15 protein-coding genes and 1 rRNA gene are annotated in these 24,805 nt (G+C 65.6%); 7 read left to right on the top strand and 9 right to left on the bottom strand.

All coding sequences use genetic code 11. The features are described from left to right. Positions 1 to 843, top strand: an 843-nt coding sequence (locus tag LQ144_RS19985) for a LysR substrate-binding domain-containing protein (RefSeq protein WP_230120719.1), incomplete at its 5' end; no start/stop codon positions are given. A gap of 597 nt (positions 844 to 1,440) precedes the next feature. Here the strand turns inward: LQ144_RS19985 and LQ144_RS19990 are convergent. Together LQ144_RS19990 and LQ144_RS19995 are read right to left on the bottom strand one after the other, a co-directional pair. Beyond that, positions 1,441 to 4,977 (bottom strand): bifunctional proline dehydrogenase/L-glutamate gamma-semialdehyde dehydrogenase, encoded by a 3,537-nt coding sequence (locus tag LQ144_RS19990; RefSeq protein ID WP_230120721.1) that lies wholly within the window; start codon positions 4,975 to 4,977, stop codon positions 1,441 to 1,443. A 354-nt stretch (positions 4,978 to 5,331) separates the two neighbouring features. Continuing rightward, positions 5,332 to 6,795 carry an amino acid permease gene (locus LQ144_RS19995; protein ID WP_230120723.1) on the bottom strand — a complete coding sequence of 488 codons (1,464 nt, stop codon included), beginning with the start codon at positions 6,793 to 6,795 and terminating at the stop codon, positions 5,332 to 5,334. A gap of 154 nt (positions 6,796 to 6,949) precedes the next feature. Between LQ144_RS19995 and LQ144_RS20000 the strand changes: the two genes are divergently transcribed. From LQ144_RS20000 to LQ144_RS20015, 4 genes are all read left to right on the top strand, one after another. After that, positions 6,950 to 7,882, top strand: a complete 933-nt coding sequence (locus LQ144_RS20000; protein WP_230120725.1) for a LysR family transcriptional regulator — start codon at positions 6,950 to 6,952, stop codon at positions 7,880 to 7,882. Positions 7,883 to 7,934: 52 nt separating this feature from the next. Next, positions 7,935 to 8,363 (top strand): aspartate 1-decarboxylase, encoded by a 429-nt coding sequence (panD, locus tag LQ144_RS20005; protein WP_230120726.1) that lies wholly within the window; start codon positions 7,935 to 7,937, stop codon positions 8,361 to 8,363. A 145-nt stretch (positions 8,364 to 8,508) separates the two neighbouring features. Continuing rightward, positions 8,509 to 9,435, top strand: a complete 927-nt coding sequence (locus LQ144_RS20010; protein ID WP_230120733.1) for an AEC family transporter — start codon at positions 8,509 to 8,511, stop codon at positions 9,433 to 9,435. A gap of 28 nt (positions 9,436 to 9,463) precedes the next feature. After that, entirely contained in the window at positions 9,464 to 10,597 is a 1,134-nt protein-coding gene (locus LQ144_RS20015; RefSeq protein ID WP_230120735.1) for an FAD-dependent oxidoreductase, read from the top strand. A gap of 24 nt (positions 10,598 to 10,621) precedes the next feature. Here the strand turns inward: LQ144_RS20015 and LQ144_RS20020 are convergent, their stop codons facing one another. The 3 genes from LQ144_RS20020 to LQ144_RS20030 form a co-directional block, all read right to left on the bottom strand. Continuing rightward, the gene (locus tag LQ144_RS20020) at positions 10,622 to 13,249 is read right to left on the bottom strand and encodes a trehalase-like domain-containing protein (protein ID WP_230120737.1); all 2,628 of its coding nucleotides are present in this window, start codon (positions 13,247 to 13,249) and stop codon (positions 10,622 to 10,624) included. Positions 13,250 to 13,452: 203 nt separating this feature from the next. Next, the gene (locus tag LQ144_RS20025) at positions 13,453 to 14,775 is read right to left on the bottom strand and encodes a hypothetical protein (RefSeq protein ID WP_230120739.1); all 1,323 of its coding nucleotides are present in this window, start codon (positions 14,773 to 14,775) and stop codon (positions 13,453 to 13,455) included. Positions 14,776 to 15,176: 401 nt separating this feature from the next. Further along, positions 15,177 to 16,166, bottom strand: coding sequence for an LLM class flavin-dependent oxidoreductase (locus LQ144_RS20030; RefSeq protein WP_230120741.1), 990 nt, complete (start codon positions 16,164 to 16,166; stop codon positions 15,177 to 15,179). 175 nt (positions 16,167 to 16,341) lie between these two features. Here LQ144_RS20030 and LQ144_RS20035 point away from each other — a divergent pair, with 175 nt between their 5' ends. Continuing rightward, complete coding sequence (locus LQ144_RS20035; protein ID WP_230120743.1) at positions 16,342 to 18,033, top strand: helicase HerA-like domain-containing protein; 1,692 nt, start codon at positions 16,342 to 16,344, stop codon at positions 18,031 to 18,033. A gap of 129 nt (positions 18,034 to 18,162) precedes the next feature. Beyond that, entirely contained in the window at positions 18,163 to 19,155 is a 993-nt protein-coding gene (locus tag LQ144_RS20040; RefSeq protein WP_230120745.1) for a hypothetical protein, read from the top strand. Positions 19,156 to 19,271: 116 nt separating this feature from the next. On the opposite strand, the gene LQ144_RS20045 is transcribed toward LQ144_RS20040, so the two are convergent. The 4 genes from LQ144_RS20045 to rrf all read right to left on the bottom strand — a co-directional run bounded on the left by LQ144_RS20045 (position 19,272) and on the right by rrf (position 24,796). Continuing rightward, on the bottom strand, positions 19,272 to 21,293 hold the full coding sequence (locus LQ144_RS20045; RefSeq protein ID WP_230120747.1) for an NHL domain-containing thioredoxin family protein: 2,022 nt from the start codon (positions 21,291 to 21,293) through the stop codon (positions 19,272 to 19,274). Beyond that, a complete protein-coding gene (locus tag LQ144_RS20050) occupies positions 21,293 to 23,464 on the bottom strand; it encodes a cytochrome c oxidase assembly protein (RefSeq protein ID WP_230120749.1) in 2,172 nt (723 codons plus the stop codon). Before LQ144_RS20050 ends, LQ144_RS20045 begins: the two co-directional genes overlap by 1 nt. 141 nt (positions 23,465 to 23,605) lie before the next feature. Beyond that, positions 23,606 to 23,893 carry an HU family DNA-binding protein gene (locus LQ144_RS20055; protein ID WP_056625601.1) on the bottom strand — a complete coding sequence of 96 codons (288 nt, stop codon included), beginning with the start codon at positions 23,891 to 23,893 and terminating at the stop codon, positions 23,606 to 23,608. A 786-nt stretch (positions 23,894 to 24,679) separates the two neighbouring features. Next, positions 24,680 to 24,796 (bottom strand): 5S ribosomal RNA (rrf, locus tag LQ144_RS20060). Positions 24,797 to 24,805: the final 9 nt, after the last annotated feature.

Below are 24,805 nucleotides of genomic sequence, written 5' to 3' on the forward strand. Positions count from 1 at the left end.
GCCCAGCTGCGATCCTTCCTCGCCGTTGCCGAAACGCTGAGTTTCACCAAGGCCGCCGACCGGCTGGGGCTGGCCCAGCCGACCGTCAGCCAACACGTGCGCAAACTCGAGACGGCCGCGAAGCGGGTGCTGATCACCCGGGACACCCGCGACGTTCGGCTGACGGACAACGGTGATGCCATGGCCGGGTTCGCCCGCAGCATCCTCGCGGCCCATGATGCCGCCGCCCGCTACTTCTCCGGCTCAGCGATGCGGGGGCGGCTCCGGTTCGGCACGGCCGACGACCTCGCCATCACCGGACTGCCGCGCATCCTCAGGGAGTTCCGGCAAATCTATCCACAGATCAACCTTGAGCTGACCGTCGGCCAGAGCGACCAACTCTACAAGCGGCTCAACTCGGGGCAGCTGGACCTTGTTTTCGTGAAGTGGGTGGCGGGCGCGAAGGACGGCACCGTGGTCCAGCACGACTCCTTTTCCTGGGTCGGCCTGGAACAGACCACGCTGCAGCCGGGAGACACGGTGCCACTGATCGCCTATCCGTCTCCGAGCCTGAGCCGCAAACTCGCCATCGACGCCCTTGAGTCCGCGGGCCGGACCTGGCGCATCACCTGCACCACCAGGCAGATCAGCGGCGTGCTGGCGGCCGTGCGCGCAGGAATCGGCGTGGCGGTCATGCCCTCGTCGCTGGTGCCGGAGGACTTGAAAATCATCACGCGCCGCTTCGAGCTGCCGCCGGTGGGCGACGTCGATTTCACCCTGATTCGCAACCCGCTGGCCAACGCCGAAGTCATTGACGCACTGACCCAGGCAATCATGGGACGGACTCTGAAGAAGCAGGTTTGAGCCCGGGGCGCCCTGGATATGGAAGCAAAACGATTGATAATCGTTATACTGCGGGCTTATGCTGTGACTGTTGCCGGTCATGCAGCGGCCGATGACACCGATTCGATGACGAACTAATCCTGCAACGAGGCAGGCATTGTTCGGGATAGGCACGCCGTGACCACAACCGCTAACCGCCACTTCCCCCGCCACTCTACGACAGTAGACACCGAATACGTTGGCAAGCCCAACTGCGACAAATGCGGAACAGACGAGTTCATCTACCTTGAATCTTTCGTTCCGCCAACGTACCGCCAAGACGGCACCGTCAGGACGCTGGGCGAAGTCGCCTACACCTGCACACGATGCGAAGAATTTTCCGCCCACAGTGTTCCATCGTCCTGGGCGCCGCCCGGCTGGTATCTGGGCTGAGCGCACTGGACTCGGCGCGTTGGGCCGGCGCGCGCGGGCCTTCAAAGCGCTGGGGGTCAAGGCTCAGCGTCACCGCAAACACCCTGGAATGTGAAACGGGCGGGCACCTGATGGTGCCCGCCCGTTTTTGTTCTGCCTGTGCGTGTGCCGGCCCGTTCCCGAACCGGCGCGCGCCAACCTGGTTTGTTAGATCAGCGCATCGGACAGGTGGTTAAGCGTCCCGAACCGGTGTGCCGTGATGCTGACGGCCTGCTCGTGCAGGAACGGCAGCATTTCGACGCGGCCCGCTTCGGTCACGTCGTGCGCGTAGATTGCCACGTCCGGTCGGCCACCCGTTGCCTCTGCCAGCGCGGCCGCCGAGCCGCCGATCAGGCGGATGCGTGCGCCCGACAGTTTGCCGGCGCCAGCGAGCCGGCCCGCGGAGGCCAGCCACGCGGCGTCGTCCTCCACCGTGACGGGGATGTCCAGTCCGGTCAGCACGGAACGCACCTGTGCCGGAAGTTCAACGCCGGTGGAGACCGTCAGCTTCGACCCGGCAAGCACGCCGGCGGCTACTGTGCGGAGCAGCGCGTGGACGGTTTCGCCGTCGGACAGCCGGACGCTGACCGGCAGCGCACGGTACCGGAAGATGTTGCGCTCGGCGCTCAGTCCGGAGACATCCTTGGCGGTGCCGAATTCGTCTGCCCAGGCCAAGGCGTCGGAGCCCAGTGCCCGCTGCAGCGACTCCAGCTCCGCAGCGTCGAGCTCGGCCTTCGCCGCGTTGACGAGCCGGCGCACACCCGGGTGGGTGATGCGTGCGGCGGAACCGTGCGAGCTTTCCTTGCTGGTCCAGTCGCCCAGGCCTGCGAGGTAGTTGGGTCCGCCGGCCTTGGTTCCGGCCCCGACGGCGGATTTCTTCCAGCCGCCGAACGGCTGGCGCTGGACGATCGCACCGGTGATGCCGCGGTTCACGTACAGGTTGCCGGCCTGGATGGTGTCCAGCCACAGGCCCAGTTCGTCGGTGCTGAGGGAGTGCAGGCCTGCCGTGAGGCCGTATTCGATCTGGTTCTGGATGGCGATGGCCTCTTCCAGGGTCTCCGCGGTCATCACGCCGAGGACCGGGCCGAAGAACTCGGTCAGGTGGAAGTAGGATCCGCGCCGCACGCCGTAGCGGACACCGGGGCTCCACAGCCGGCCCGTGCCGTCCAGCTTCCGCGGCTCAACGGCCCAGTTTTCGCCTTCACCCAGCGTGGTGAGGGCGTTGAGCAGCTTGCCGCCGGCAGGCTCGATGATCGGACCCATCTGGCTCGTCGGATCCTCCGGGTAGCCCACCTTGAGGGAGGTCACGGCGTCGATCAGCTGGTTGTGGAAGCGCCTGGACTTGGCCACGGAGCCCACGAGGATCACCAGGGACGCAGCCGAACACTTCTGCCCGGCGTGCCCGAACGCGGAGTACGCCACGTCCTTGGCGGCAAGGTCCAGGTCGGCGCTGGGGGTCACGATGATGGCGTTCTTGCCGCTGGTCTCGGCGAGCAGCGGCAGGTCCTTCCGGAAGGACCGGAACAGCTCGGCCGTCTCGTAGCCGCCGGTGAGGATCACGCGGTCAACCGCGGGGTGCGAAATCAGCTGCTGGCCGAGCTCACGCTCGCCGAGCTGCACCATGGTCAGCACGTCGCGGGGAACGCCGGCTTCCCAGAGGGCCTCGATCATCACGGCGCCGCTGCGGCGCGCCTGCTTGGCGGGCTTGATGACGACGGCGGAGCCGGCGGCGAGAGCCGCGAGGGTGGAACCGGCGGGGATGGCCACCGGGAAGTTCCACGGCGGTGTCACTACGGTGAGTTTCGCCGGAACGAACGTGGCGCCGTCGACGTCGTCAAGCTTGCGTGCCGACTCGGCGTAGTAGTGGGCGAAGTCGACGGCCTCGCTGACCTCGGGGTCGCCCTGGTCGATGGTCTTTCCGGTCTCGCTTGCCATGACCTCGAGCAGGTCCGCGCGGCGGGCCTCGAGGGTTTCGCCGGCGCGGTGCAGGATCTCGGCGCGTTCGGCGCCGGAGAGCGCTCCCCAGGCCTTGCCCTTTTCGACCGCGGTTTCGATCACCCTGTTGAGGGTGCCCGCGTCCATGATGGTCGCGGCCGCCACGGAAGCGTTACCGAGGGTCGAGGACGGAATACGGCCCAGGATGGCGCGGCCCCAGTCGCGGTTGGCTGGCAGGGACGGGTCGGTGTCCGGGGTGTTCTCGAAGTGGTCGTGCGGCCTGGTTTCGGCCGGAAGGCTGCGGTTCTGCACGCGGTTCGGCGGCGGCACTTCGCCGTCGAGACTTTCCAGAGACCGCATGAAACGCTGCTTCTCGCGCTCGAAAAGGGATTCGTTTTCGCTGAGTTCGAAGACGGCGGACATGAAGTTGTCCTGACTGGCACCCTCTTCGAGGCGGCGGATCAGGTAGGCGATCGCCACGTCGAACTCGGCAGGGTGCACCACCGGGGTGTAGAGCAGCAGCGAGCCGACGTCCTTCTTCACGGCCTCGGCCTGGCCCTGGGCCATGCCCAGGAGCATCTCGAACTCGATGCCGGATTCCACGCCGCGCTTCTTGGCCAGCAGCCACGCGAAGGCGATGTCAAAGAGGTTGTGACCGGCCACGCCGATCCGGATGTTGCTGATGCGGTCCGGGTGCAGGGCGTAGTTGATGACGCGCTTGTAGTTGGTGTCGGAGTCCTGCTTGGTGCCCCAGGTTGCCAGCGGCCAGTCGTGGAGGGAGGACTCCACCTGTTCCATGGGCAGATTGGCGCCCTTGACGACGCGGACCTTGATGCCTGCACCGCCGTCCGCGCGGCGTGCGGCGGCCCAGTCCTGCAATCGGATCATGGCGGCGAGCGCGTCCGGGAGGTAGGCCTGAAGCACGATGCCGGCTTCGAGGTTCTTGAATTCGGGCCTGTCCAGGATCCGGGTGAAGACCGCGATGGTCATGTCCAGGTCCTTGTACTCCTCCATGTCCAGGTTGATGAACTTGGCGTTCTGTCCGCCGCTGGCGAAGGACGCGGCTTTGGCGAACAGCGGGGTGAGCATTTCGACGACGTGCTCCACGGCTTCGTCGAAGGCCCAGGCGGAGTGCGGAGCCACAGTGGAGGACACCTTGATGGAGACGTAGTCCACATCAGGCCGGGCCAGCAGCGTGTGGGTGCCCTCGAGCCGGCGGGCTGCTTCGTGCTCGCCCAGGACGGCCTCGCCGAGCAGGTTCACGTTGAGTTTGATGCCGTCCTTGCGGATCTTGGCGATGGCCGGGCCGAGCTTTGCATCGGTGGCGTCGACGATGAGGTGGCCCACCATTGCACGCAGCACGCGGCGGGCAATGGGAATGACCACCTGAGGCAGGACGGGGGCCATGGTGCCGCCGAGGCGGACAGCGCTGCGCATGTGCCAGGGCAGGAAGGCGGGAACCTTTGGCGCCAGGGCGGCCAGGTTCCGAGCGGCGACGTGCAGGTCTTCGGGACGGACCACGCCGTCCACGAAACCGACGGTGAAGTCAAGGCCGTTCGGGTCCTTCAGGACGCCGGCGAGCTGTTCCGCGGAAGCGTCCACGGGTACCTTGGCGGCTTCGGTCAGCCAGTGGCGGACCAGGACAATGGTTTCCTCGGCCAGGGCTGCGGCCTCGGCGACGCCGGAGCCGGACGGGGCGGTGGCGACGGCGCCGGTTTCAGCGGCGTCCTTGCCTGCATTCACTCGGTGATCCGTTGCGGTGTTGGTCATGGCTGTCTCGCTCTTTCAGTGGGTGGGGACCGTCTCACTCATCAGTATGAGCCTGCATTCACATAAGATAAAGCGATCTTTTCTGAGCAATACAAGTTAGAAAAACCGAAGGCTCGCGGACCCGTCCGAACGTTCGGAAATGCGGCGGATTTGCCCACCTTTTTGGACAATATTCGGCAACCTCCCCCGGACGCTCTCTCACTTCCGGTCGCCTCCCCGCCGGACGCTCTCGCACTTCCTGCAGAAAGACAACGAACCCTCTCTCACTGGGTGAGAGAGGGTTCGTCAATATTCCGCAATATGTGAGAGAGCGTCCTGTGATTTGCGACAGGAAGTGAGAGAGCGTTCGCGTTGCTAGTTCACCGGGGTGTGCATCTCCACGGCCTCGTTGTGACGCGGGCTGTTCGGGTTCATTAGGGAGTGCTTCCGTCCGTAGCCGAAGTAGATGGTCAGGCCGATGATGAGCCAGATGACGAACCGCACCCAGGTGGCGAAGGGAAGTTGCGTCATGAGGAAGCCGGAGGACAGGATGCCGAAGGCTGGCACCAAGGGCATCAGCGGGAGCCGAAAGGTACGCGGGGCGTCGGGCCTCTTGTAGCGGAAGATGATGACCGAGAGACAGACGACGACGAAGGCGGCCAGAATGCCGATGTTGGTCAGATCCGCGACCTCCTTGATGGGGAAAACTCCCGCCAGGAACGCTGATGTGATGCCGGCGATCCAGGTGACGCGCTGCGGAGTGCCGTGCCGGTCCGTCTTGGCGAACCAGCCCGGGAGCAGTCCGTCGCGGCTCATTGAGAACCAGACGCGGGTGACACCCAGGAGGAAGGTCAGCATCACCGTGAGGATGGAAAGGACGGCGAAAACGGAAATGATGGTGGCGATCACCGGCAGCCCCACCGAGGAGAAGGCAGACGCGAACCCAGCCTTTGGGTCGATCTCTTGGTAATTCTGCATCCCGGTCAGTACCAAAGTGGCGGCAACATAAAGGAGCATGGCCACGATGAGGGAGAGGATGATGGCCTTGGGCATGTGCTTCTTGCCGTCGGTAGCCTCCTCCGCCGCGGTACTCATGGCGTCGTAGCCGAACACGGCGAAGAACACGGTGGCCGAACCTGCCACCACTGGGCCGAAGCCACTCGGCATGAACGGATTGTAGTTGTTGGTGTCGACGTAGAAGATGCCCAATCCGATGATGAATATGATCAGGACCACCTTGATGGCCACGGCCACGAGTTCAAACCGGCCGAACGCCTTGGTGCCACGGGACAGGATCCAGGTCACGATGAGGCAGACCACGATCGCGGGAATGTTGACGATGCCGCCCTTGCCCTCATCCGCTGTCGACGTCATCCAGACGGGCATATGGATCCCGATACCGGACAGGAAGGCATCGAAGTAGCCGGAGATGCCGATGGCCACCACCGCCACGATGGCAATGTACTCCAGCAGCAGGTCCCAGCCGATGAACCAGCCGATGACCTCCCCAAGGGCCACGTATCCGTATGTATAGGCGGAGCCAGCGCGCGGGATCATGCCGGCAAATTCGGCATAGGAGAGCGCCGCGGCCGCTGATGCCAGGCCCGCGATCAGAAAGGAAAACAGGACGGCCGGGCCGACGCCGGGGGTGTCCTCGCTACCATGGGCCACGAGGCCGGCGAGCGAAAAGATGCCAACGCCGATAATGCCGCCGACGCCGATGGCCGTGAGCTGCCACAGCCCAAGGGACTTGAACAGGCCGCTGTGCTTGTTCTCTACTTCGATGTCATCGATGGGCTTGCGCCGCATCACAGACTGGGTGGGATCTTTAATGGTCATCAAGGACTCCTGCGTAGGTGCGGCCCCATCATCCGCCCTGTGATGGGGGTAACTCTGATCAGTATGCAAGCAACGTTGCATTAGATAAAGTGAATACTTCTAAACAGTATTCATTAGTTCATCCACTCATTTACTCAACCCAAAGGAACAGTCAGTGCTCGACGTCCGCCGCCTGAGACTGCTCCGCGAGCTGAAGATCCGGGGCACCCTCGCCGAGGTGGCCGCCGCCCTGCAGTACAGTCCGTCCTCAGTGTCCCAGCAACTGGCCCTGCTTGAGAAGGAAGTAGGGGTGGAATTGCTCAGGAAAACCGGCCGGAGAGTCCAGCTCACTCCCCAGGCGGAAGTCCTGGTGGCCCACACGGCACAGCTCCTCGAGACGCTGGAGCAGGCCGAGGCCGACCTCGCCGCGTCGCTCACCACCGTCTCCGGCACTGTCCGGATCGCCGTCTTCCAGTCGGCGGCGCTGGCGCTCATGCCGGACACCTTGACCCGCATGACCGCCAGCTACCCGGAGGTGCGGATCGAAATGACGCAGCGGGAGCCGGAAACGGCCCTGCATGAAACGTGGGCCCGGGACTTCGACCTCGTCATTGCCGAGCAGTATCCCGGGCACGCCGCACCCCGGTATCCGGAACTGGACCGGGTACGGCTGACCAGTGATGCCATCAGGCTTGCCGTGCCGCCCCCGGCCGCGGACAGGAAGGTCATCACGTCGCTCGCGGACACGGAGGAGCTGCCGTGGGTCATGGAGCCGCGCGGCGCCGCCTCGCGTCACTGGGCCGAGCAGGCCTGCAGAAGCGCGGGCTTCGAACCCGACGTGCGCTTTGAAACCGCAGACCTCCAGGCCCAGATCCGGTTGATTGAATCGGGCAACGCCGTCGCCCTCATGCCGGATTTGGTCTGGACCGGCCGCGGCACCACAGCCCAGCTGATGGAACTGCCCGGGAAACCGCGCAGGACGGTCTTCACATCAGCGCGCCGCTCAAGCGCCCAGCGCCCAGCCATTCTCGCCGCCCGTGAGATCCTGGCGGCCACCGCTGCCTCGATCGCGGCGGCCAAAGATCATGAAATGGAAGCATCGCCATAGTGTCTCCTGCGTCACAGCGATACGGCTTGCCCGGCGTTAGACTGTTGAAGTTATGAATCGCACAATGTTTAAGTCCAAGATCCACCGCGCCACTGTCACGCACGCGGACCTGCACTACGTGGGCTCCGTCACCGTAGACCTGGACCTGCTGGATGCTGCCGACATCCTGCCCGGCGAGCTCGTGGCCATTGTGGACGTCACCAACGGCGCCCGCCTTGAGACCTACACCATCGCCGGCGAGCGCGGTTCCGGTGTCATCGGGATCAACGGCGCGGCCGCGCACCTGATGCACGAAAACGACCTCGTCATTCTGATCACCTACGCCCAGATGACCACGGAAGAGGCCAGGGCCTACACTCCCAAGGTGGTCCACGTTGACAAGGACAACAAGATTGTCCGGATCGGCAACGATCCTGCCGAGGGCCACACCGCCGGGCTCATGCGCCCGCCGTTTGCGTTGAACAACGCCACGTGCAGCTGACTGCGCCCCGCATCTGACCCAGGGCAACTCTCACTGCCCGAATAGCGAGATCCCTGCCACAAGCCCGTCCTTCGCCGAATAAATCTGATTAGGCTGGGACGGTGGACGCCACCCCCTGCACTTACGAGCCTTCTGCGACAACCGGATGCTAGGCGTTCTTGCGGGCTTTTTCGTTGTCTGGACCATCATCCTGGTGGGCATGTTCGTCGGTAGGCAGGGCATCCTGGGCGAAAATGCCCGTCAGGTCCTCAGCGGGCTGACCTTCTTCGTGGCCAGTCCCGCCCTGCTCTTCGAGACCCTCAGCAAGGCACGGCTTCACGACGTTTTCGCCGCCCCGTTGCTGGTCACTGCCGTGGGCGCCATGGCCACCGCTGCCATCTTCTTCGTCATCGTCAGGTTCCTGCTCAAGCGCAGCATTCCGGAGGCACTCATGTCATCCATGAGTGCCTCCCTGGCAAACTCGGCCAACCTCGGCATCCCCATCGCCGTGTACGTCCTGGGCGACGCCAGCTATGTGGCTCCCCTGCTGATCTTTCAGCTCGCGTTCTTCACGCCGCTGTTCCTCATGGCCCTTGATTCGACCACCAGCGCCCACCGCACCACGCCGCTCCGCTTCGTCCTGATGATCGTGAAGAACCCGATGATCGTCGGCTCCGCCCTGGGGCTGGTGGTGGCCGGGACTGGCTGGCAGGTTCCGCCGCTTGTCCTGCAGCCCATCCACCTGATCGGCGGTGCCGCCATTCCGGCCATGCTGATGGCCTTCGGCATGAGCCTGAACGGTTCCCGGCCGCTGCAGGCCGCCATGGGACGCCGGATTGACACCCTGCTGGCGAGCGCCTTCAAGCTCTTCGTCCACCCGGCGATCGCCTATGCCTTTGCCCGCTTCGCGCTGGGCATGGACGGCCAGGCGCTCTTCGCCGTCGTGGTGACGTCCGCCCTGCCCACGGCCCAGAACGTCTTCGTGGCCGCCAGCCGCTACAAGACCGGCCTCACCGTTGCCAAGGACACGGTGCTGATCACCACCGTGGTGGCCGTGCCGGCCATGATCGGCGTGGCCGTGCTGCTGACGTGAACGCCCTTCGACCGAACGTGGAGGAACCTTGAACACATCCTTGGACACCGTCGTCATCGGAGGCGGGGCCATGGGCTCCGCTGCCGCCTGGGCTTTGGCCAAGCGAGGGCGCGACGTGACCCTGCTGGAACAGTTCGGGCCTGGGCACCGCGTCGGCGCATCGCACGGCTCCACCCGGAACCTCAGCCTGGCGTACTCCGAGCCGGACTACGTCGCCATGCTGGCGGAGGCACTCCGGCTCTGGGCTGAACTCGAAGACGAGAGCGGCGAGCGGCTGCTGGCGCGCACCGGCGTCGTAAACCACGGTCCGGATCCGCAGCTTGGCACCATGCATGCCGCACTGAACAGTGCCGGCCTCAGGGCCGACTTCCTGCCCCTGGCTGAAGCCGCCGAGCGCTGGCGCGGCATCCGCTTCGATCAGCAGGTCCTGCACATGCCGGACGGCGGCCAGCTGAATCCGGACGCGGCGCTGCCGGCCTTTCAAAGGCTGGCGGTCCGGAACGGCGCGGCGGTCCGCCACCATGTAAAGGTCCTGGACCTGAGGATTATTCTCGACGACGATGTCCTACTCACCGTGGACGACGGCGGCCGCACCGAGGTGCTTACCGCCCGCCAGGCGGTGGTCACCGCCGGCGGCTGGACATCGAAGCTGCTCACCGGTGTGGCGGGAATGCCGCGGCTGACCGTAACCCAGGAGCAGCCCGCCCATTTCGGCATCGCGGATGATGGCGCCGACTGGCCCGGCTTCAACCATTTCCCTGGCCCCGGTGGCGAGTACGACGACTGGTACTCTCCCGTGTACGGCATGCACACCCCCGGCGAAGGCATCAAGGCCGGATGGCACGGAGTGGGTCCGGTGGTGGACCCGGACCACAGATCGTTCCAGCCTGAGCCGCTGCAGCGGGCCGCCCTGCAGCGCTACGCCAGGCACTGGCTGCCGGGCGTTGATGCCGGTTCCATGGCCGACATCAGCTGCACCTACACCACCGCCGCTGACCACAACTTCGTCCTGGACCGCATCGGCCCGGTGGTCATCGGGGCCGGCTTTGCCGGCCATGGCTTCAAGTTCACGCCAGTGGTGGGCAGGATCCTGGCCGACCTGGCCACCGGGGAAGGCGCCGCACCGGCCATCTTCTCGGCCGCCCGCACCGGTATTCGCTAGGAGCGCGGACACGGCCGCTCTGGCCTAGCTTCGCTGATGCTGGTCCAGGAGCCGGGCACAGCGGATGAAGCCGAGGTGCGAGTACGCCTGCGGGTGGTTTCCCAGATGGGTCTCGGTGCCCGGATCGTACTCCTCCGGCAGCAGCCCGGTGGGCCCGAACAGGTTGACCAGCTGATCGAACAGATCCCAGGCCTCCGCGATGCGGCCCACCGCCACATACGCTTCAATGAGCCAGGTGGTGCAGATGTGGAAGCCGCCCTCCAGGCCCGGCAGGCCGTCATCGTACCTGTACCGGAAGACGGTGGGCCCGACGCGGAGCTCCCGCTCCACGGCGGTGACGGTGTCCAGGAAGCGCTGGTCGGTCACCTCCAGCAGGCCCGACAGTCCGATGTGCAGGACGGCGGCATCAAGGTCCGGACTGTCGTAAGCGACGGTGTAGGAGGCAGCAGACTCGTCCCAGCCCTCCCGGAGCACCTCGTCCCTGATGGTGGCTGCTGTGGAAGCCCAGGAGGGCCCGGGCTCGCGGCCGTGGCGGGCTGCGGTGCGGAGGGCGCGGTCCAGGGTCACCCAGCACATGACCTTGGTATAGACGTGGTGCCGCGCGGCGCGCCTGGCCTCCCAGATGCCGTGGTCCGCCTCATGCCACCGGGCCAGCACCGCGCGCGTCATCTGCACCATCAGCTCCCAGTGCGAGTCGGCCAGCGAACCCTGCGCTTCGCTCAGCCCGTGGATCAGCTCCGCAATGGGCCCAAACACGTCCAGCTGGACCTGGTGGTCGGCGGCGTTGCCGATCCGCACGGGCCGCGATCCCGCATACCCGGGCAGGCTTTCGATGATGGCTTCGGTGGACAGCGGCGCCCCGGTGACCGAGTAGAGCGGATGCAGCCACTCCGGGCCGGGGGCGTTGGCAAGAATCCCGCCAAGCCACCTCAGGAAGCCCTCGGCCTCCGCCGTCGACCCCAGGTCCACGAGCGCGTTCACGGTCATGGAACCGTCCCTGAGCCAGCAGTAACGGTAATCCCAGTTGCGGGTGCCGCCGATCCCTTCCGGCAACGACGTGGTGGGTGCCGCCAGCACGGCGCCGGTGGGTTCATGGACCAGCGCGCGCAGGACCAGGGCCGAGCGCCGCACCAGCGACGGCTTCACAGCGGGCAGCACCAGGCCCTGCACCCAGCGGCGGGAATGATGCGCGACGGCGGAGCGGCGGGCGGTTTCGTCTGTCCCGTTCGGGTGTTGCATCCCGGTGTCACCGCAGCGGAGATTGAGGACCACGGGACCGTGCTGCAGGTTGATCTCGGCTGTTGCCGTCGCGTGCCGGCCGTCCGAGGCGACGGCGAAGCTGACGCCGGGAGCGAGCAAAACGATGGGGTCTGACGTGCCGACGACGTGCAGTTCGCCGCCGCGCGCTTCCATGCTGAACGGCGCGTTGGCGTAGTCCGGCCGGGGCGCAAAGACGATCCGCGCCGCACCCGTACCGGACAGCACCCGGACCAGGCTGGTGATCCCGTCCGGGGCCGGTTCGAGATAGTCGGTCACGGTGACGTCCGCCCAGCGGGTCTCAACGATCATGGTGCTGTCCACGTAGCGCTGGCCCAGCACCTGTGAGGCTTTGACCGGCTCCACCGAGAAATGGCCGGCCGCATCGCCGCCCAGAATATGCGCAAAGAGCGAGCCGGAGTCCGGCAGGGGGTGGCTCATCCAGCAGATCTTGGCCTCGGGCGTGAGCAGTGCCGTGGAGGAGCCATTGCCGATCATGGAATGCCGTTCCAGGCCCACCGCATCCTCGCCGAACAGCCACGCACGCCGCAGTTCGAAGAGGATGGCCAGCACGCGCGCGAACGATTCCGGGTCCCTCAGCCGGTGCTTCGCCGAGGTGGGCAGGCCTCCCACCCACAGTCCCATGTCGGGGCCGCGGAGCGTGGCCATCGCCAATTCGTCGCTCGCGGCATCCCCCGCGTACAGCGCCGCGCTCACGCCGAGGCGGGCGCGCAGGTGTTCCAGCGCCTCGGCTTTGGAGGGCGCAGTCACGGACAGATCCAGCACGGAACCGTCCACAACGAAGAACAGGCCGTGCGCCCGGGCCACCTCCTCGGCCTTCTGTGCTGCCTCGGATGCGACCTCGGGAGCCGCCGGGCGGGTATGCACCGAGACGGCCACCGGTTTCCGTTCGATGCTGATGCCCTTGTACGCGCCGATCGATTCAAGCAGGGCCTGGTTGGCCTGCTGCAGGACGGATTCGGTGGCCAGGGACAGCCCGTGGGCGAAGCCCATATCGAACTCGGCCCCGTGCGACCCCACGAGGTGCACCTCCGCGGGAAGCCGCGACACCGCCGCGAGGTCCCGCAAGGACCGGCCGGAGATGACGGCGGCATGCGTGTTGGGCAGCGCAGCCAGGGCGCGGAGGGCAATCGCCGCGCCGCCCAGGGGCAACGTTTCGGTGGAGATGCCCTCCGCGGCGCACAGCGTTCCGCCGTAATTGCAGGCCACGAGCAGCCCCGGAGTGCGGGCCAGGATCTTCAGCTCGCCGAGCAGTTTGGGGGTGAGTCCGTCGTCCGCGGCTTCCGACTGGACAAAGGCCCTCAGCAGGTCCAGCGGCAAAGATTTTGTCAGCAGTGCGGAAGCGGCCACCGTCTGGTTGAGCGGAGTTGGCATGCGCGAAAATCCTTCGGATCATCCCCAAGCGGTTTTGGACACCTTCAGTTTCCGCTGCTGCCGTTTCCCCTGAATATCCCGGTCATTGCGGTCATGTAACTTCGTCGCAGAATGCAAAAAGTCCGCCCGGGCCACATTGCGGTGTGGCCCAGGCGGACTCAGGTGCTGGCGCTAGCCGATCGGGGGGCTACCGGCTGCCCGACTCAGCAGTTCGGCGAATCGTACTCATAGGCGCCGGAGTCCGCGGCCGCCGTTCCCGCGCAGTCGCCGTTCTGGGTGGAAGGAGCTCCGGCCAGGTCCAGGGTGTAGGCGCTGGCCCCGGCCCGGTCGATGGCTGGACTGATGCTGGTGAGGCGGAGGTCAGTCGGGGCGCTCACGAAACGCGCTGACGCGGTGGTGGAGGTGCTGTTCGGTGTGACGTTCACAGGCCCGTTGAGAACGTTCTGCTTCTCGGTCCAGCCTGAACCGTTGATCCACAGCGAGTTCTTGACACCCACGAGGATGTTGGCTCGGATCACCGTGGAGGACGGGCAGGTTGCGTGGCAAACGATCGCCTGGGACTGCGTACCCGTGAGGTAGACCGTGTTGAACTCGAAAACAGTTCCGTTGGTGGGCCCGAAGGACGTGCCGTTTCCTCGGGCGATCAGGCCCTTGGCTTCGGAGCAGTTTGCTCCACAGGTGGAGCGGACCAGGTTATAGCGGAACGTGTTGGCGTCCGCCGTCCCCGAGGACCTTCCGAGTTCGGAGAAGTTGTTGTTATCCAGGGACACATTGTGGTGAATGTTGTTGCGGTTGCCGTTGTAGATTTCAAAAGCGCCGCCGTCCTGGTTGTAGTCGTAGGACTTCCCTGTCGAACCGCTGACGGTATTGCCGGAAAACTCATTGTCGTTACCGTTGATCAGCACGCCAAAGGCGCCGGAGTCGTCATTGCAGTTCACGGCAGAAGGTGTTCCGCAATTCGTACCGAGGGTATTCACGTTCATCACGTTGTTGTTCGTCAGTGAATTGCCCGTGTACTTGCCGAAATCGGAGCCGGTACCGATTTTGAGGCCAACTGCATTGGTGGAGGCGCTGGAGTTCTGCACGATATTGCGGTCCCCGGTAAGGCTGAAACCCGCGTAGCCGCAGGAAACGGCCCGCAGTCCGTCGACGGTGGTGTAGTTGCCGTTGATCCTGACGCAGTTGCCGGACTTGCCGCCGGTGACTGTCGGCGCGTTGCCGGTGCCGTAACTGTTCAGGGTGATCGGCGCTGTGGACGTGCCGCTCTGGGCAGTCACAATGCCGCCGGTCCAGGTGTCGCCCTTGCGGAGGCTGACGGTGTCTCCCGGCTTGAGAACGGCCTGATTGAGTTTTGTCAGGGTCTTCCAGGGGGCAGCGCTGGACGTGCCCGCATTGCTGTCGCTGCCGGCAGCGCTGACGTAGTATGTCGTGCCCGCAGCTGAGGCCGGGGCCGAGAATCCCGCAACCAGGCCGCTGACCATGAGGAAGGTCATGAGTAGGGCTGCGCCGGTGGATTTGATCTTCATGTTTTCACCTGGGTCTGTTTGTGAACGGAGCTGATCGCATTCCATCCGTGGATTTGAAATCAGGCAGCGCCGAACTGGCCCCTCAACGCCTTTTGGGCGTGCGGGGATCACGTGTAGTGACTATGCGAGACCGCTACTTTCGACTGACTTGCCACGCTCTGCGCGTGCAGAAGCTAATGCGTCCGGCGGCCTGGGAGTCCCCGCCACCACCGGAGTAAATGGAGACCTTGCGCACATAACGTTAAGTTGTGGTCGGCGTCGAAGTCAAAAGATATCGGTTGAATAACGGTCCATTAAACCCTCAATGAAACGCGGGGCATGGGGCAGAAATTACGCTGACCTGCGGATCCGTTCCTTGGATGGCTTTCACACACCGCAGATAAATATTATTTAAACGTTTGTCACACGCGGGCCAGGCCGGCTGCTTCCGCCAGCAGTTCCACTGAATGCAGCCGCGCAGCGGTGCCGGTGCTTTGGTGCGCGACGATGAGTTCGTCGGCGTCGGCATGCTTCGCGAATCCGTCCAGGTACTCCATGACGACGTCCGGCGTGCCCACAGCGGAGTACTTCATCATCTGCGAGACATGCTGGCCCTGCGGGGAGTCCAGGACCATGTCCGCTTCGTCGTCCGTGAACTCCCGCCCGCCGCCGAAGAACAGCGAGACGCGGGCGCGCAGGGTGTCCTTAAAGGTCGACTGCGCGTCCGACGCCGACTCGGCCGCAATCACATTGACTCCGGCGATGACGTGCGGTGCCGCGAGCTGCTCAGACGGCTTGAATTCCCGGCGGTAGATGGCCACCGCGTCCTGAAGCGCGTTCGGAGCAAAGTGGGAAGCGAAGGCATAGGGCAGTCCCAGCTGTGCGGCGAGCCGGGCCCCGAACAGGGACGAGCCCAGGATGTACAGGGGAACATTGGTTCCCTTGCCCGGGGTAGCTTCAACGCCTTGGATGCGCGTGGGTCCGCTCAGGTAACCCTGCAGTTCCAGGACGTCCTGGGGAAAGGTGTCGGCCGAACCGGGGTCGCGGCGGAGCGCCCGCATGGTGTTCTGGTCGCTGCCGGGTGCACGGCCCAGTCCCAGGTCGATGCGCCCCGGGTGCAGCGTCTCAAGTGTCCCGAACTGCTCGGCGATGGTGAGCGGCGAGTGGTTGGGCAGCATCACTCCACCAGCCCCCAGCCGGATGCTCTCGGTGTGCGCGGCAACGTGCGCGATCAGGACGCTCGTGGCCGAAGATGCAATCGAGGACATGTTGTGGTGCTCGGCGTACCAGACGCGCCGGTAGCCCAGCCGCTCCGCGCTCTGCGCCATGGCAACGCTCCCGGCGAAGCTCTCCGCCGCCGTCTGGCCCTTGCCGATGGTCGCAAGGTCAAGGATGGAGAGGGGAACAGTCACGGTGGAGCCGGCCTTTCGTTGCGTTTCGCTGGCGTGCCGGGACGGATGGTTGCACGGCACACCTTCCACAACGACGGCGGCACGGGGGTTATTTCTGCCGGGCCGGGTGACGCTGTCCACAGTTTTGTCCGCCAAGGCTGGCCGCCGGGCGGTGGTCCGCCACTAAGCTAGCCGCATGGCCAACAAATCAACAGCAGACAAAGTCGCCACCATCCAAAAAGGCTATGCGCTTGAGGGTGCCACGATCGAGCTGGGGGCCGCCATCGTCGACGGCGAACTTCACAAAGATGCGCCGGTCCGGCTGCCGCTGTCCATGATGAACCGGCACGGGCTCGTCGCCGGCGCCACCGGCACCGGCAAGACCGTTACGCTGCACATGATGGCCGAGCAGCTCTCCACCGCCGGCGTGCCCGTTTTCCTGGCGGACATCAAGGGCGATCTGTCCGGCCTCGCCACTGCTGCAACCGGGAGTGAAAAGCTGGCGGCGCGGACCGAAAGCATCGGGCAGCCGTGGGCCGGCAAAACGTTTCCGGTGGAGTTCCTGGCCCTCGGCGGGGACGGCAACGGCATTCCTGTCCGCGCCACCATCACCTCTTTCGGGCCCATTCTGCTTTCCCGCGTCATGGAGCTCAACGACACGCAGGAATCCAGCCTCCAGCTCGTCTTCCACTTCGCGGACAAGAACAACCTCGAACTGATCGACCTCAAAGACCTCCGTGCCGTCATCCAGTTCCTCACGTCGGACGAGGGCAAGGCGGCCCTGCAGGACCTGGGCGGCCTGTCCAAGGCAACGGCAGGGGTCATCCTCCGCGAGCTGGTGACACTGGAAGCGCAGGGCATGGAGCGTTTCTTCGGCGAGCCCGAGTTCGACACCGCCGAACTTCTCCGTACCGCCCCTGACGGCCGCGGAGTCATCACCTGCCTCGAGCTGCCCACCCTGCAGACCAAGCCCATGGTGTTCTCCACCTTCCTGATGTGGCTCCTGGCGGACCTGTTCGAGGACCTGCCCGAGGCCGGCGACCTCGACAAACCCAAGCTGGTCTTTTTCCTCGATGAGGCCCACCTCCTGTTCAATGACGCTTCCAAGGCGTTCCTTGAAGCCATCACCACCACTGTCCGGCTGATCCGGTCCAAGGGCGTGGGCATCTTCTTTGTAACGCAGACGCCGAAGGACGTCCCGGCAGACGTGCTCGGCCAGCTGGCCAACCGCGTCCAGCACGCCCTCCGGGCCTTCACGCCGGAGGATGCCAAGGCACTCAAGGCCACCGTCTCCACCTTCCCTGTCAGTGATTACGACCTCGAGGAAACGCTCACCTCGGCAGGCATTGGCGAAGCCGTCATCACGGTCATGAACGAGAAGGGCGCGCCCACGCCGGTGGCCCTCACCCGTCTCCGGGCCCCCGAGTCTGTCATGGGCCCCAGCACGGAAGAACTGGTCAAGAGCACAGTGGCCGGTTCGGTGCTGCTCGCCAAGTACGGGACTGCCGTGGACAACGTTTCCGCCTATGAAAAACTGTCCGGAAAGGCCGCCGCGCCTACGGGTGCCGCGGCACCGGGCCTGCCGCCGGTTCCGTCCCCCGGGGTGTTCGTCCCCGGCAGCCTGGATCCCAACGCAGTGGACGCCGACGCCCGCCGCATCGAGGAGGAAATCCTTGGACGCCCCAGCAGCAGGCCGGCCCCCGAAACCCGTCAGGCGCCTGCACCGCGCCCGGCTCCCCCTGCCGGCGGCATGATGGAGGACATCACGGGCGCGCTCGGCGGGGCCCTCGGCGGAGGCCTGAAAAGCATGGTCCGCTCGATGGGAACACAGCTGGGCCGCGAGCTATTACGCGGCGTTTTCGGCACGTCGTCCCGGCGGCGCCGCTAGCGCCAGAAGGCGCCACCGGCACCGGCGACGCCCCGCCGTCGGACGTTTTTCTGTGGCTGCCCCGCGTCATGCACGGCGCCTGTTACTCCTGCGTTCACGTAACTTGCAGGTAACGTAAGGGGCGTGCAGATGAGTCAAGCGTTGGTGAGGATGGCGGCCGGATGGCTACTGGGCCTCATGCTTGCCGTGGCCGGAGCCATCGTTTCGGTCAATCTGGTGAACAATTCCGTGGCCAGCCCGCAGCAGCCCGTGCGCGAATACCTGGACGCCCTGCAGAAGGGCGAGGGTGAGCGGGCGTTGGGCCTGCTCCGCGCCTCCGTGCCCGACGCCGACGCAGCCATGCTCGACGGCACGGCACTGCAGACGTCCGCCTCGCGGATTGCCAACGTGAAGCTTGGCGATGCCGAATCGCGCGGCGGCAAGCGGGTGATGGTGCCCATGGAGTACACGATCGACGGCAGCAGGCTGCGGACCGAGTTCCTGCTTGAGAGCACCGGCACCGAGTGGCTGTTCTTCAACAAATGGGCGTTTGTGCCTGCGGCGCTTCCCACGGTGGACGTGACCGTGGTGAACTCCAGCGATGCCACCCTCAACGGCATCCCGGTGAATATGCCCGGCGGCCGCAACACCTTTGCCGTGTTCTACCCTGGAGAGTACGAGGCCTCGCTCAACGGCCAATTCTTCGCGGCCCCGCCCACACGCGCCACAGTTGCCGGGCGGGACGTCCCCGCTGCACCCCTGAACCTCCTGACACACGCCACGGAGGAGCTGAACCAGGCTGTGGCGTCCCGGGTCAAGGAATTCCTCGACAAATGCGCCGCCGAGGCCGATAAGCAGCAGAGGCTTCAGCCCGACTGCCCGTTCTACCATGCCACCAACAACCGGGTTGTGGACGGCACCATCAAATGGGGCATCACCGAGTACCCGAAGATCAGCATCGAGCCGTTCGACGGCAAATGGGTGGTGGCACCCCTTGACGGCAAGGCCAGAATCACCGCCCAGCAGGTTGACCTCTTCACGGGCGCCGTCTCCGCCCTGAACGTGGTGCACGACTTCAGCTTCACCACGCGCTTGGACATCGACGGCGACACCATCAAGGTCACGCCGCTCCTGAGCTTCTAGTCCCGCCCGGCTGCCGGGTGCCGGCGCAGCGCCGCGGCCCCGACAAAGCTGGCCCGGCTCTCAACCCCTGGGGGTCCAAAGCCGGGCCAGTTCAGCACGCAAGTACGCAAGTACGCCTAGTCCATGCCGCGGAGGTCCAGGACCAATTCGGCGTCACCGTCTGCCTGCAGCACCACCGGGATGCCCCAGTCCTGCTGGTACAGGTGGCACGCGGCGTGGTCCGGGATCTCGCCGTCATCGGTTTCCGGGCCGTCGCAGGCTGCGGCACGTGCGGTAATGTGCAGCACGCCCTCGGGCACGTCGGAGGAAAGCTCCAGGGTACGGAGCAGGCCCACGGACGTCCCGCCCCCGGCCACCAGCAACTCGGGCGGCGTGGACGAGATCTTCAGCTGCGTGGGATCGCCCCAGCGGTCATCAAGCTTCTGGCCGGTGGGCGCGGTGAAGCGGACCGTCAGCTCGAGGAGTCCCGGGGCGACGGGGCTCTTGGGCCGGTGCGTCTGCGCGGCGCCCTCGTCCACCTGCTGGGCCTCCTTGGGGATGGGGACGTACACGAGCTGGTGTTTGTTGGCCTCCACCACCACCAGCAGCGGCTCCTTGCCGGCCACCTGGGTGTGGTCCACGATCACATCGGAGGGCTCGGAAAGCCCCCGTGCGAGGGTGGACACGGTCTTGGTCACAGGGTCGTAGCGCCGCACCGCACCGTTGTACGTGTCGGCTATGGCCACCGAACCGTCCGGAAGCACGGTGACCCCGAGCGGGTGCTGCAGGCGAGCCTCCGCGGCCTCGCCGTCGCGGAAACCGAAATCGAAGAGGCCCTTGCCGACTGCCGATTCAACGGTGACGGTCCCGTCGTCGTCAATCGCGAGCTTCCGGAGGGCGGAGGTCTCAGAGTCCGCCACCCAGATGTTGCCGTCGGCGTCCTCGGCCAGACCGGACGGCTGGGCAAACCACGCTTCATGGGCGGCCCCGTCAAGCAGCCCCTCGAGTCCGTTGCCCGCGATGATGGACACGGCCCCCGACAGGGGGTCAAAGCTGAAGATCTGGTGCACGCCGGCCATGGCGATCACCACGGCGTTCAGCCTGGCTGACCACACCACATCCCACGGAGAGCTGAGGGAGACCTCAAGCGGGTGTTCGCTGAGGCGTCCGGTGAAGCCTGCAGCGTCTTCGTCAACGCGGGCCGGGCCGGTCTCCAGCAGTCGCTGCACGCCGTTTCCAACAAGGGTGGTGACGGTTCCGTCTGCAAGCGACAGCCCCCTCAGTCGGTGGTTGACAGTGTCTGCAATCACGACGTCGTAGCCCGTCTTCGTTGCCACGTCTTCCGGCAGCAGGACAAGTCCCTGCGGTTCGTTGAATTCCGCGATCGGCTCACGGGAGTCCAGTGCTGCCGCGGGGCCGTCGGCGTGCCCTTTGGTGCCGGTCCCGAAGGTTCCGAGCACCGTCCGGAAGTCGGTGCCGAGCTCCAGGAGGCGGTGGTGGCCCGTGTCCGTGACCAGCCAGGTGCCGGCGTCTGTGCCGGCGGCAGCACCGGCGTCGGGCTCTTCGGCGGAAGCGACAGCAGAGGTTCCCCGCCCCGCCGGGAGGTACAGGGCCTTGCCCGGGAACCGCAGGGTGCCCGACGTCGGCTCCGGCGCCACATACGGGCCGTTGCCGCGGTGGAGGGTCCCGCGGGCTTCGTGCTCGGCAATCAGCTCGGGGATGAGCACGGCAAGGCCGTCAGCGTGGCCTTCGCCGGACAGATGGGCCACGATGTAGCCCTCGGGGTCGATGACGACCAGCGTGGGCCAGGCTCGTGCCGTGTAGGCCTTCCAGGTTTCCAGCTCGGGGTCGTCCAGGACCGGGTGGTGGATCTCGTAGCGTTCCACGGCGGCGGCGAGGGCCACAGGATCTGCTTCATGCTCGAATTTCGGCGAGTGCACGCCGACCGTTACCAGGACGTCGGAGTACTTCTCTTCCAGCGGGCGCAGTTCGTCCAGGACATGCAGGCAGTTGATGCAGCAGAAGGTCCAGAAGTCCAGCAGTACAATCTTGCCGCGCAGGGCCTCCAGGTCGAGGGACTTGCCGCCGGTGTTCAGCCAGTTGCGGCCCACCAGTTCGGAGGCGCGTACCCGGTGGTGGGTGCGTACGGTTTCGCTCATCAGCGTCCTTCCAGCTTTGAGTTGCGTTCAGCCAGCTTGGCGTCGCGTTCGGCCAATTTGGCAAACATATCGTTGTAAGCGGTGAGATCGGCGTCGTTATTCCTGTCCGCGGCCCGGTCCGTGCGGCGCGTCTCCCGTTCATCGGACCTGGACCACATGACGGCGACGCCGATCGCCACCAGCAGCGTGGGCACTTCGCCGATGCCCCAGGCCACTGCGCCGCCCAGTTGCTGGTCCAGGAGTGCCGACGGCCCCCAGTTCCGGCCAAGGTTGCCGAAGTAGTCGGCGGCGAGCAGGCCGGTGCCGCCCATGATGGCGACGCCGAAGAATGCGTGGAAGCCCATGGTGGCCAGCAGCAGCACGAGCCGCAGCGGGAAGGGGGCACGCCGCGGAAGCGGGTCGGTGCCGATCATGCTGAGCACGAAGATGTACCCGGTCAGCGCAAAGTGCAGGTTCATCAGCTCGTGGCCCACGTGTTCCCGCATCGCGAAGCCAAAGGCATCGGAGTAGTAGAACAGCACGATCGAACCGGCGAAGTTTGCTGCGGCGAAGAGCGGGTGGGTCACGAGCTGCGAGAACTTTGAGTGGACGAACAGCAGCAGCCACTCGCGCAGGCCCCGGGAGCCGTCGCCCCGGGCAGGCAGTGCCCGCAGCGCAAGCGTCACGGGGGCGCCCAGGACGAGGAAGAGTGGCGCCACCATGGTCAGGGCCATGTGGTCCACCATGTGCGCGGAAAACAGCACACGACCATATACGGCCGGCGGCCCTGAGGTCACATACGTCAGCACCAGCAGGCCGACCACCCAGTTGGCGGACCGGAAGAGCTGCCATTTGTCCCCCCGGGCGCGGACCTTGGCCACGCCCAGGAAGTAGGACACCAGCCCGAAGACGGCCACCGCAACCCAGGTCCAGTCCAGGCGCCACTCGGTGAGCCAGCGTTGCGGGGTCAGCTCCGGCGGCAGGTTGTAACCGGACAGGATGAAAGCCGGCGAAGCATCAGGGGCGTAGGTGGTCGGTTCGGGCGGTGCCGAACGGCCGAGCGCTACGGCGATTCCGGATGTGGCCCCCATAATGAGGAGCTCCATCAGGATCAGCTGCCACAGCACGCGCCGCGAGGACATGACCGAACCCTTGCGGCCCAGCTGCGGGATCACCCACTGCCGGTGCATGAACCCGATGCCGCCGAGCACGATTGTGGCGGCCGTCTTCGCGAGGATCAGCTGGCCATAGGGCGAGCCGAACAGATCGCCCCAGTTGGTCACCCGGACGCTGGCGTTGAGCACGCCGGAGGCGAAGACCAGCGCGAAGGCGAATCCCGCCAGCGACGAGAAACGCCGCAGCGTCGGCTCGGTGATGTCAGCCGGGCCGCCGGGCAAGGACGCCGCGGCCCCACCCACGGAAGTCCGCGAGCCGGCCAGGACGCCCGAGAGCAGCGCCAGCAGGATGATGCCGCCGACCCAGACACTCACGCCCACGAGGTGCAGGCCCAGTGAGCTGATGGCACCGTCGTGGTCATTCGAGCTCGCCGAATGTCCGATGAGCGCGGTGGGCACCAGCCCGGCCAGTGCAAGCACCAGGGTCAGCGCCAGGCCCGTCAGTGACCGGACGCCGAACAGCGCGGTAGTAACCACGGCCGCGATGACCGTTACGGCCAGCCAGGCGCGTCCGGTCGCTATGTCGGTCATGAAGAAGACCAGTGCTTTGGTGAATTCCGCGTCGCCGGAGATCCCCTGCCCTGCCACGTCGGCATAGGTGAGGACCAGCACGGCGATCGCGGAGAGCGTCCACGCCACACCTGCGGCCGCTGCGACGCCCATGGCGCGCGCGAAGGCCGGGTGCTCCGGCGCATCCTCCTGCTTGGAGCGGCCTCTGCCCAGGTTCTTCGGCAGGATGCCTGCGGCGAAGATGAGCCCGCCGATCACGGTGGCCAGCGAGATGTTGTGGACTGCCTTGCTGACGGGAAGGCCCCAGCGGACCATGGCCCCGGGATCGGAGACCTCCCGGGCGGCGGCTGCACCCGAGAACAGCAGTGCTGCCGCGAGTCCCAGGAAAAGTGCAGCCAGTCCCGCCAACCGCCAGGGCCGGGTAATGCCGAGCGCGGCGTCAGCTTGGCTCTGCGCTTCCGGGTTGGGCGCAGGCTGTGGGACACGGGATTCTGCTGCTGAGGGCACCTACCCATTGTCCGCTACCGCCGCCTGCGCAGCGAATCGGAGCCGAGTGGCGCACGCGGCGGGCCGGCGGGAAGGGGGGCTTAAACGCAAGCGGAGCGGCAACCGAGAGGGTTGCCGCTCCGTCAGAGCTGTAAAAGAAGACTACTTCTTGTTGGAGACAGCTGCCTTCAGCTTGGAGCCTGCGGTCAGCTTGACGCTGTGGCCGGCTGCGATCTGGATGGTCTCGCCGGTCTGCGGGTTGCGGCCAGTGCGGGCTGCACGGTCGGTGCGCTCAACTGCGAGCCAGCCCGGGATGGTGATCTTCTCGCCGGAGGCGACGGAAGATTCGAAAACCTCGAACAGTGCATCGAGCACGGAGTTGACGGCTGCCTGGCTGGTGCCGGCCTTGCCTGCTACCTCTGCAACAAGTTCACTACGGTTCTTAGCCATTTATGTCCTCCTGGACGCTTTTGATTTCTGGAGCCTGCACGCGGCATGCGTACAAGCCACTGTTCGAAAACTTACCAGCTTGCACTCGTGAGGGGGACAAATTCCGCGTGTTTCCGCGACTTTTTGACCTAAATCACCGGAAATTCGGGGGTTTTGCTTCGAATTGCGCCCTCAGCGGACTGTCGCCGGCCTATCTCAGCGAACATAAAGTCTCAGCGAACATAAAGCACGACGCCGCGGGGAAAGGGGCGCCACCCTCTCTCACTTCCCGCACGCCCCACTGCGACGCTCTCTCACTTCCTGCGGGAAAGTCACCGACGCTCTCTCACTTCCTGCGGGAAAGTCACCGACGCTCTCTCACTTCCTGCGGGAAAGTCACCGACGCTCCCTCACTTCCTGGGGGAAAGTCACGGACGCTCCCTCACTTCCCGCAGGAAAGTCACCGACGCTTTTTCATGCTGTCGGGTTCGACGGCGGCGTGCTGGCCTGGGTGCCCGGGCCGACCTTGGTGGGGTGAGAGAGCGTTGCCCAGGAAGCTGCAGGAAGTGAGAGGGCGTGGCCGGAGAGGGTGCAGGAAGTGAGTGAGGGTCCCTTTTTCGGTGCAGGTAGTGAGAGAGCGTGCCTATAAATCTCGGCCGGTGCAAAACCCCTGCCGTTGAGTCTGTCGGCACCGCGGCCGGGCAGAGGCGGGGCCGTCCTGGCAGGGCCCGTCGACACCGGGGGGATATTTGGGGTTAAAGAGCGAAGGCCCCGACATTTGCTGTCGGGGCCTTGGCCGTAAATAGTGTCCGGCGGTGACCTACTCTCCCACACCCTCCCGGGTGCAGTACCATCGGCGCTGTGGGTCTTAGCTTCCGGGTTCGGAATGGGACCGGGCGTTTCCCCCACGCTATGACCGCCGTAACCCTTGTA

It is taken from the genome of Arthrobacter sp. Bi83 (assembly GCF_918698095.1).
Lineage (GTDB): Bacteria > Actinomycetota > Actinomycetes > Actinomycetales > Micrococcaceae > Arthrobacter.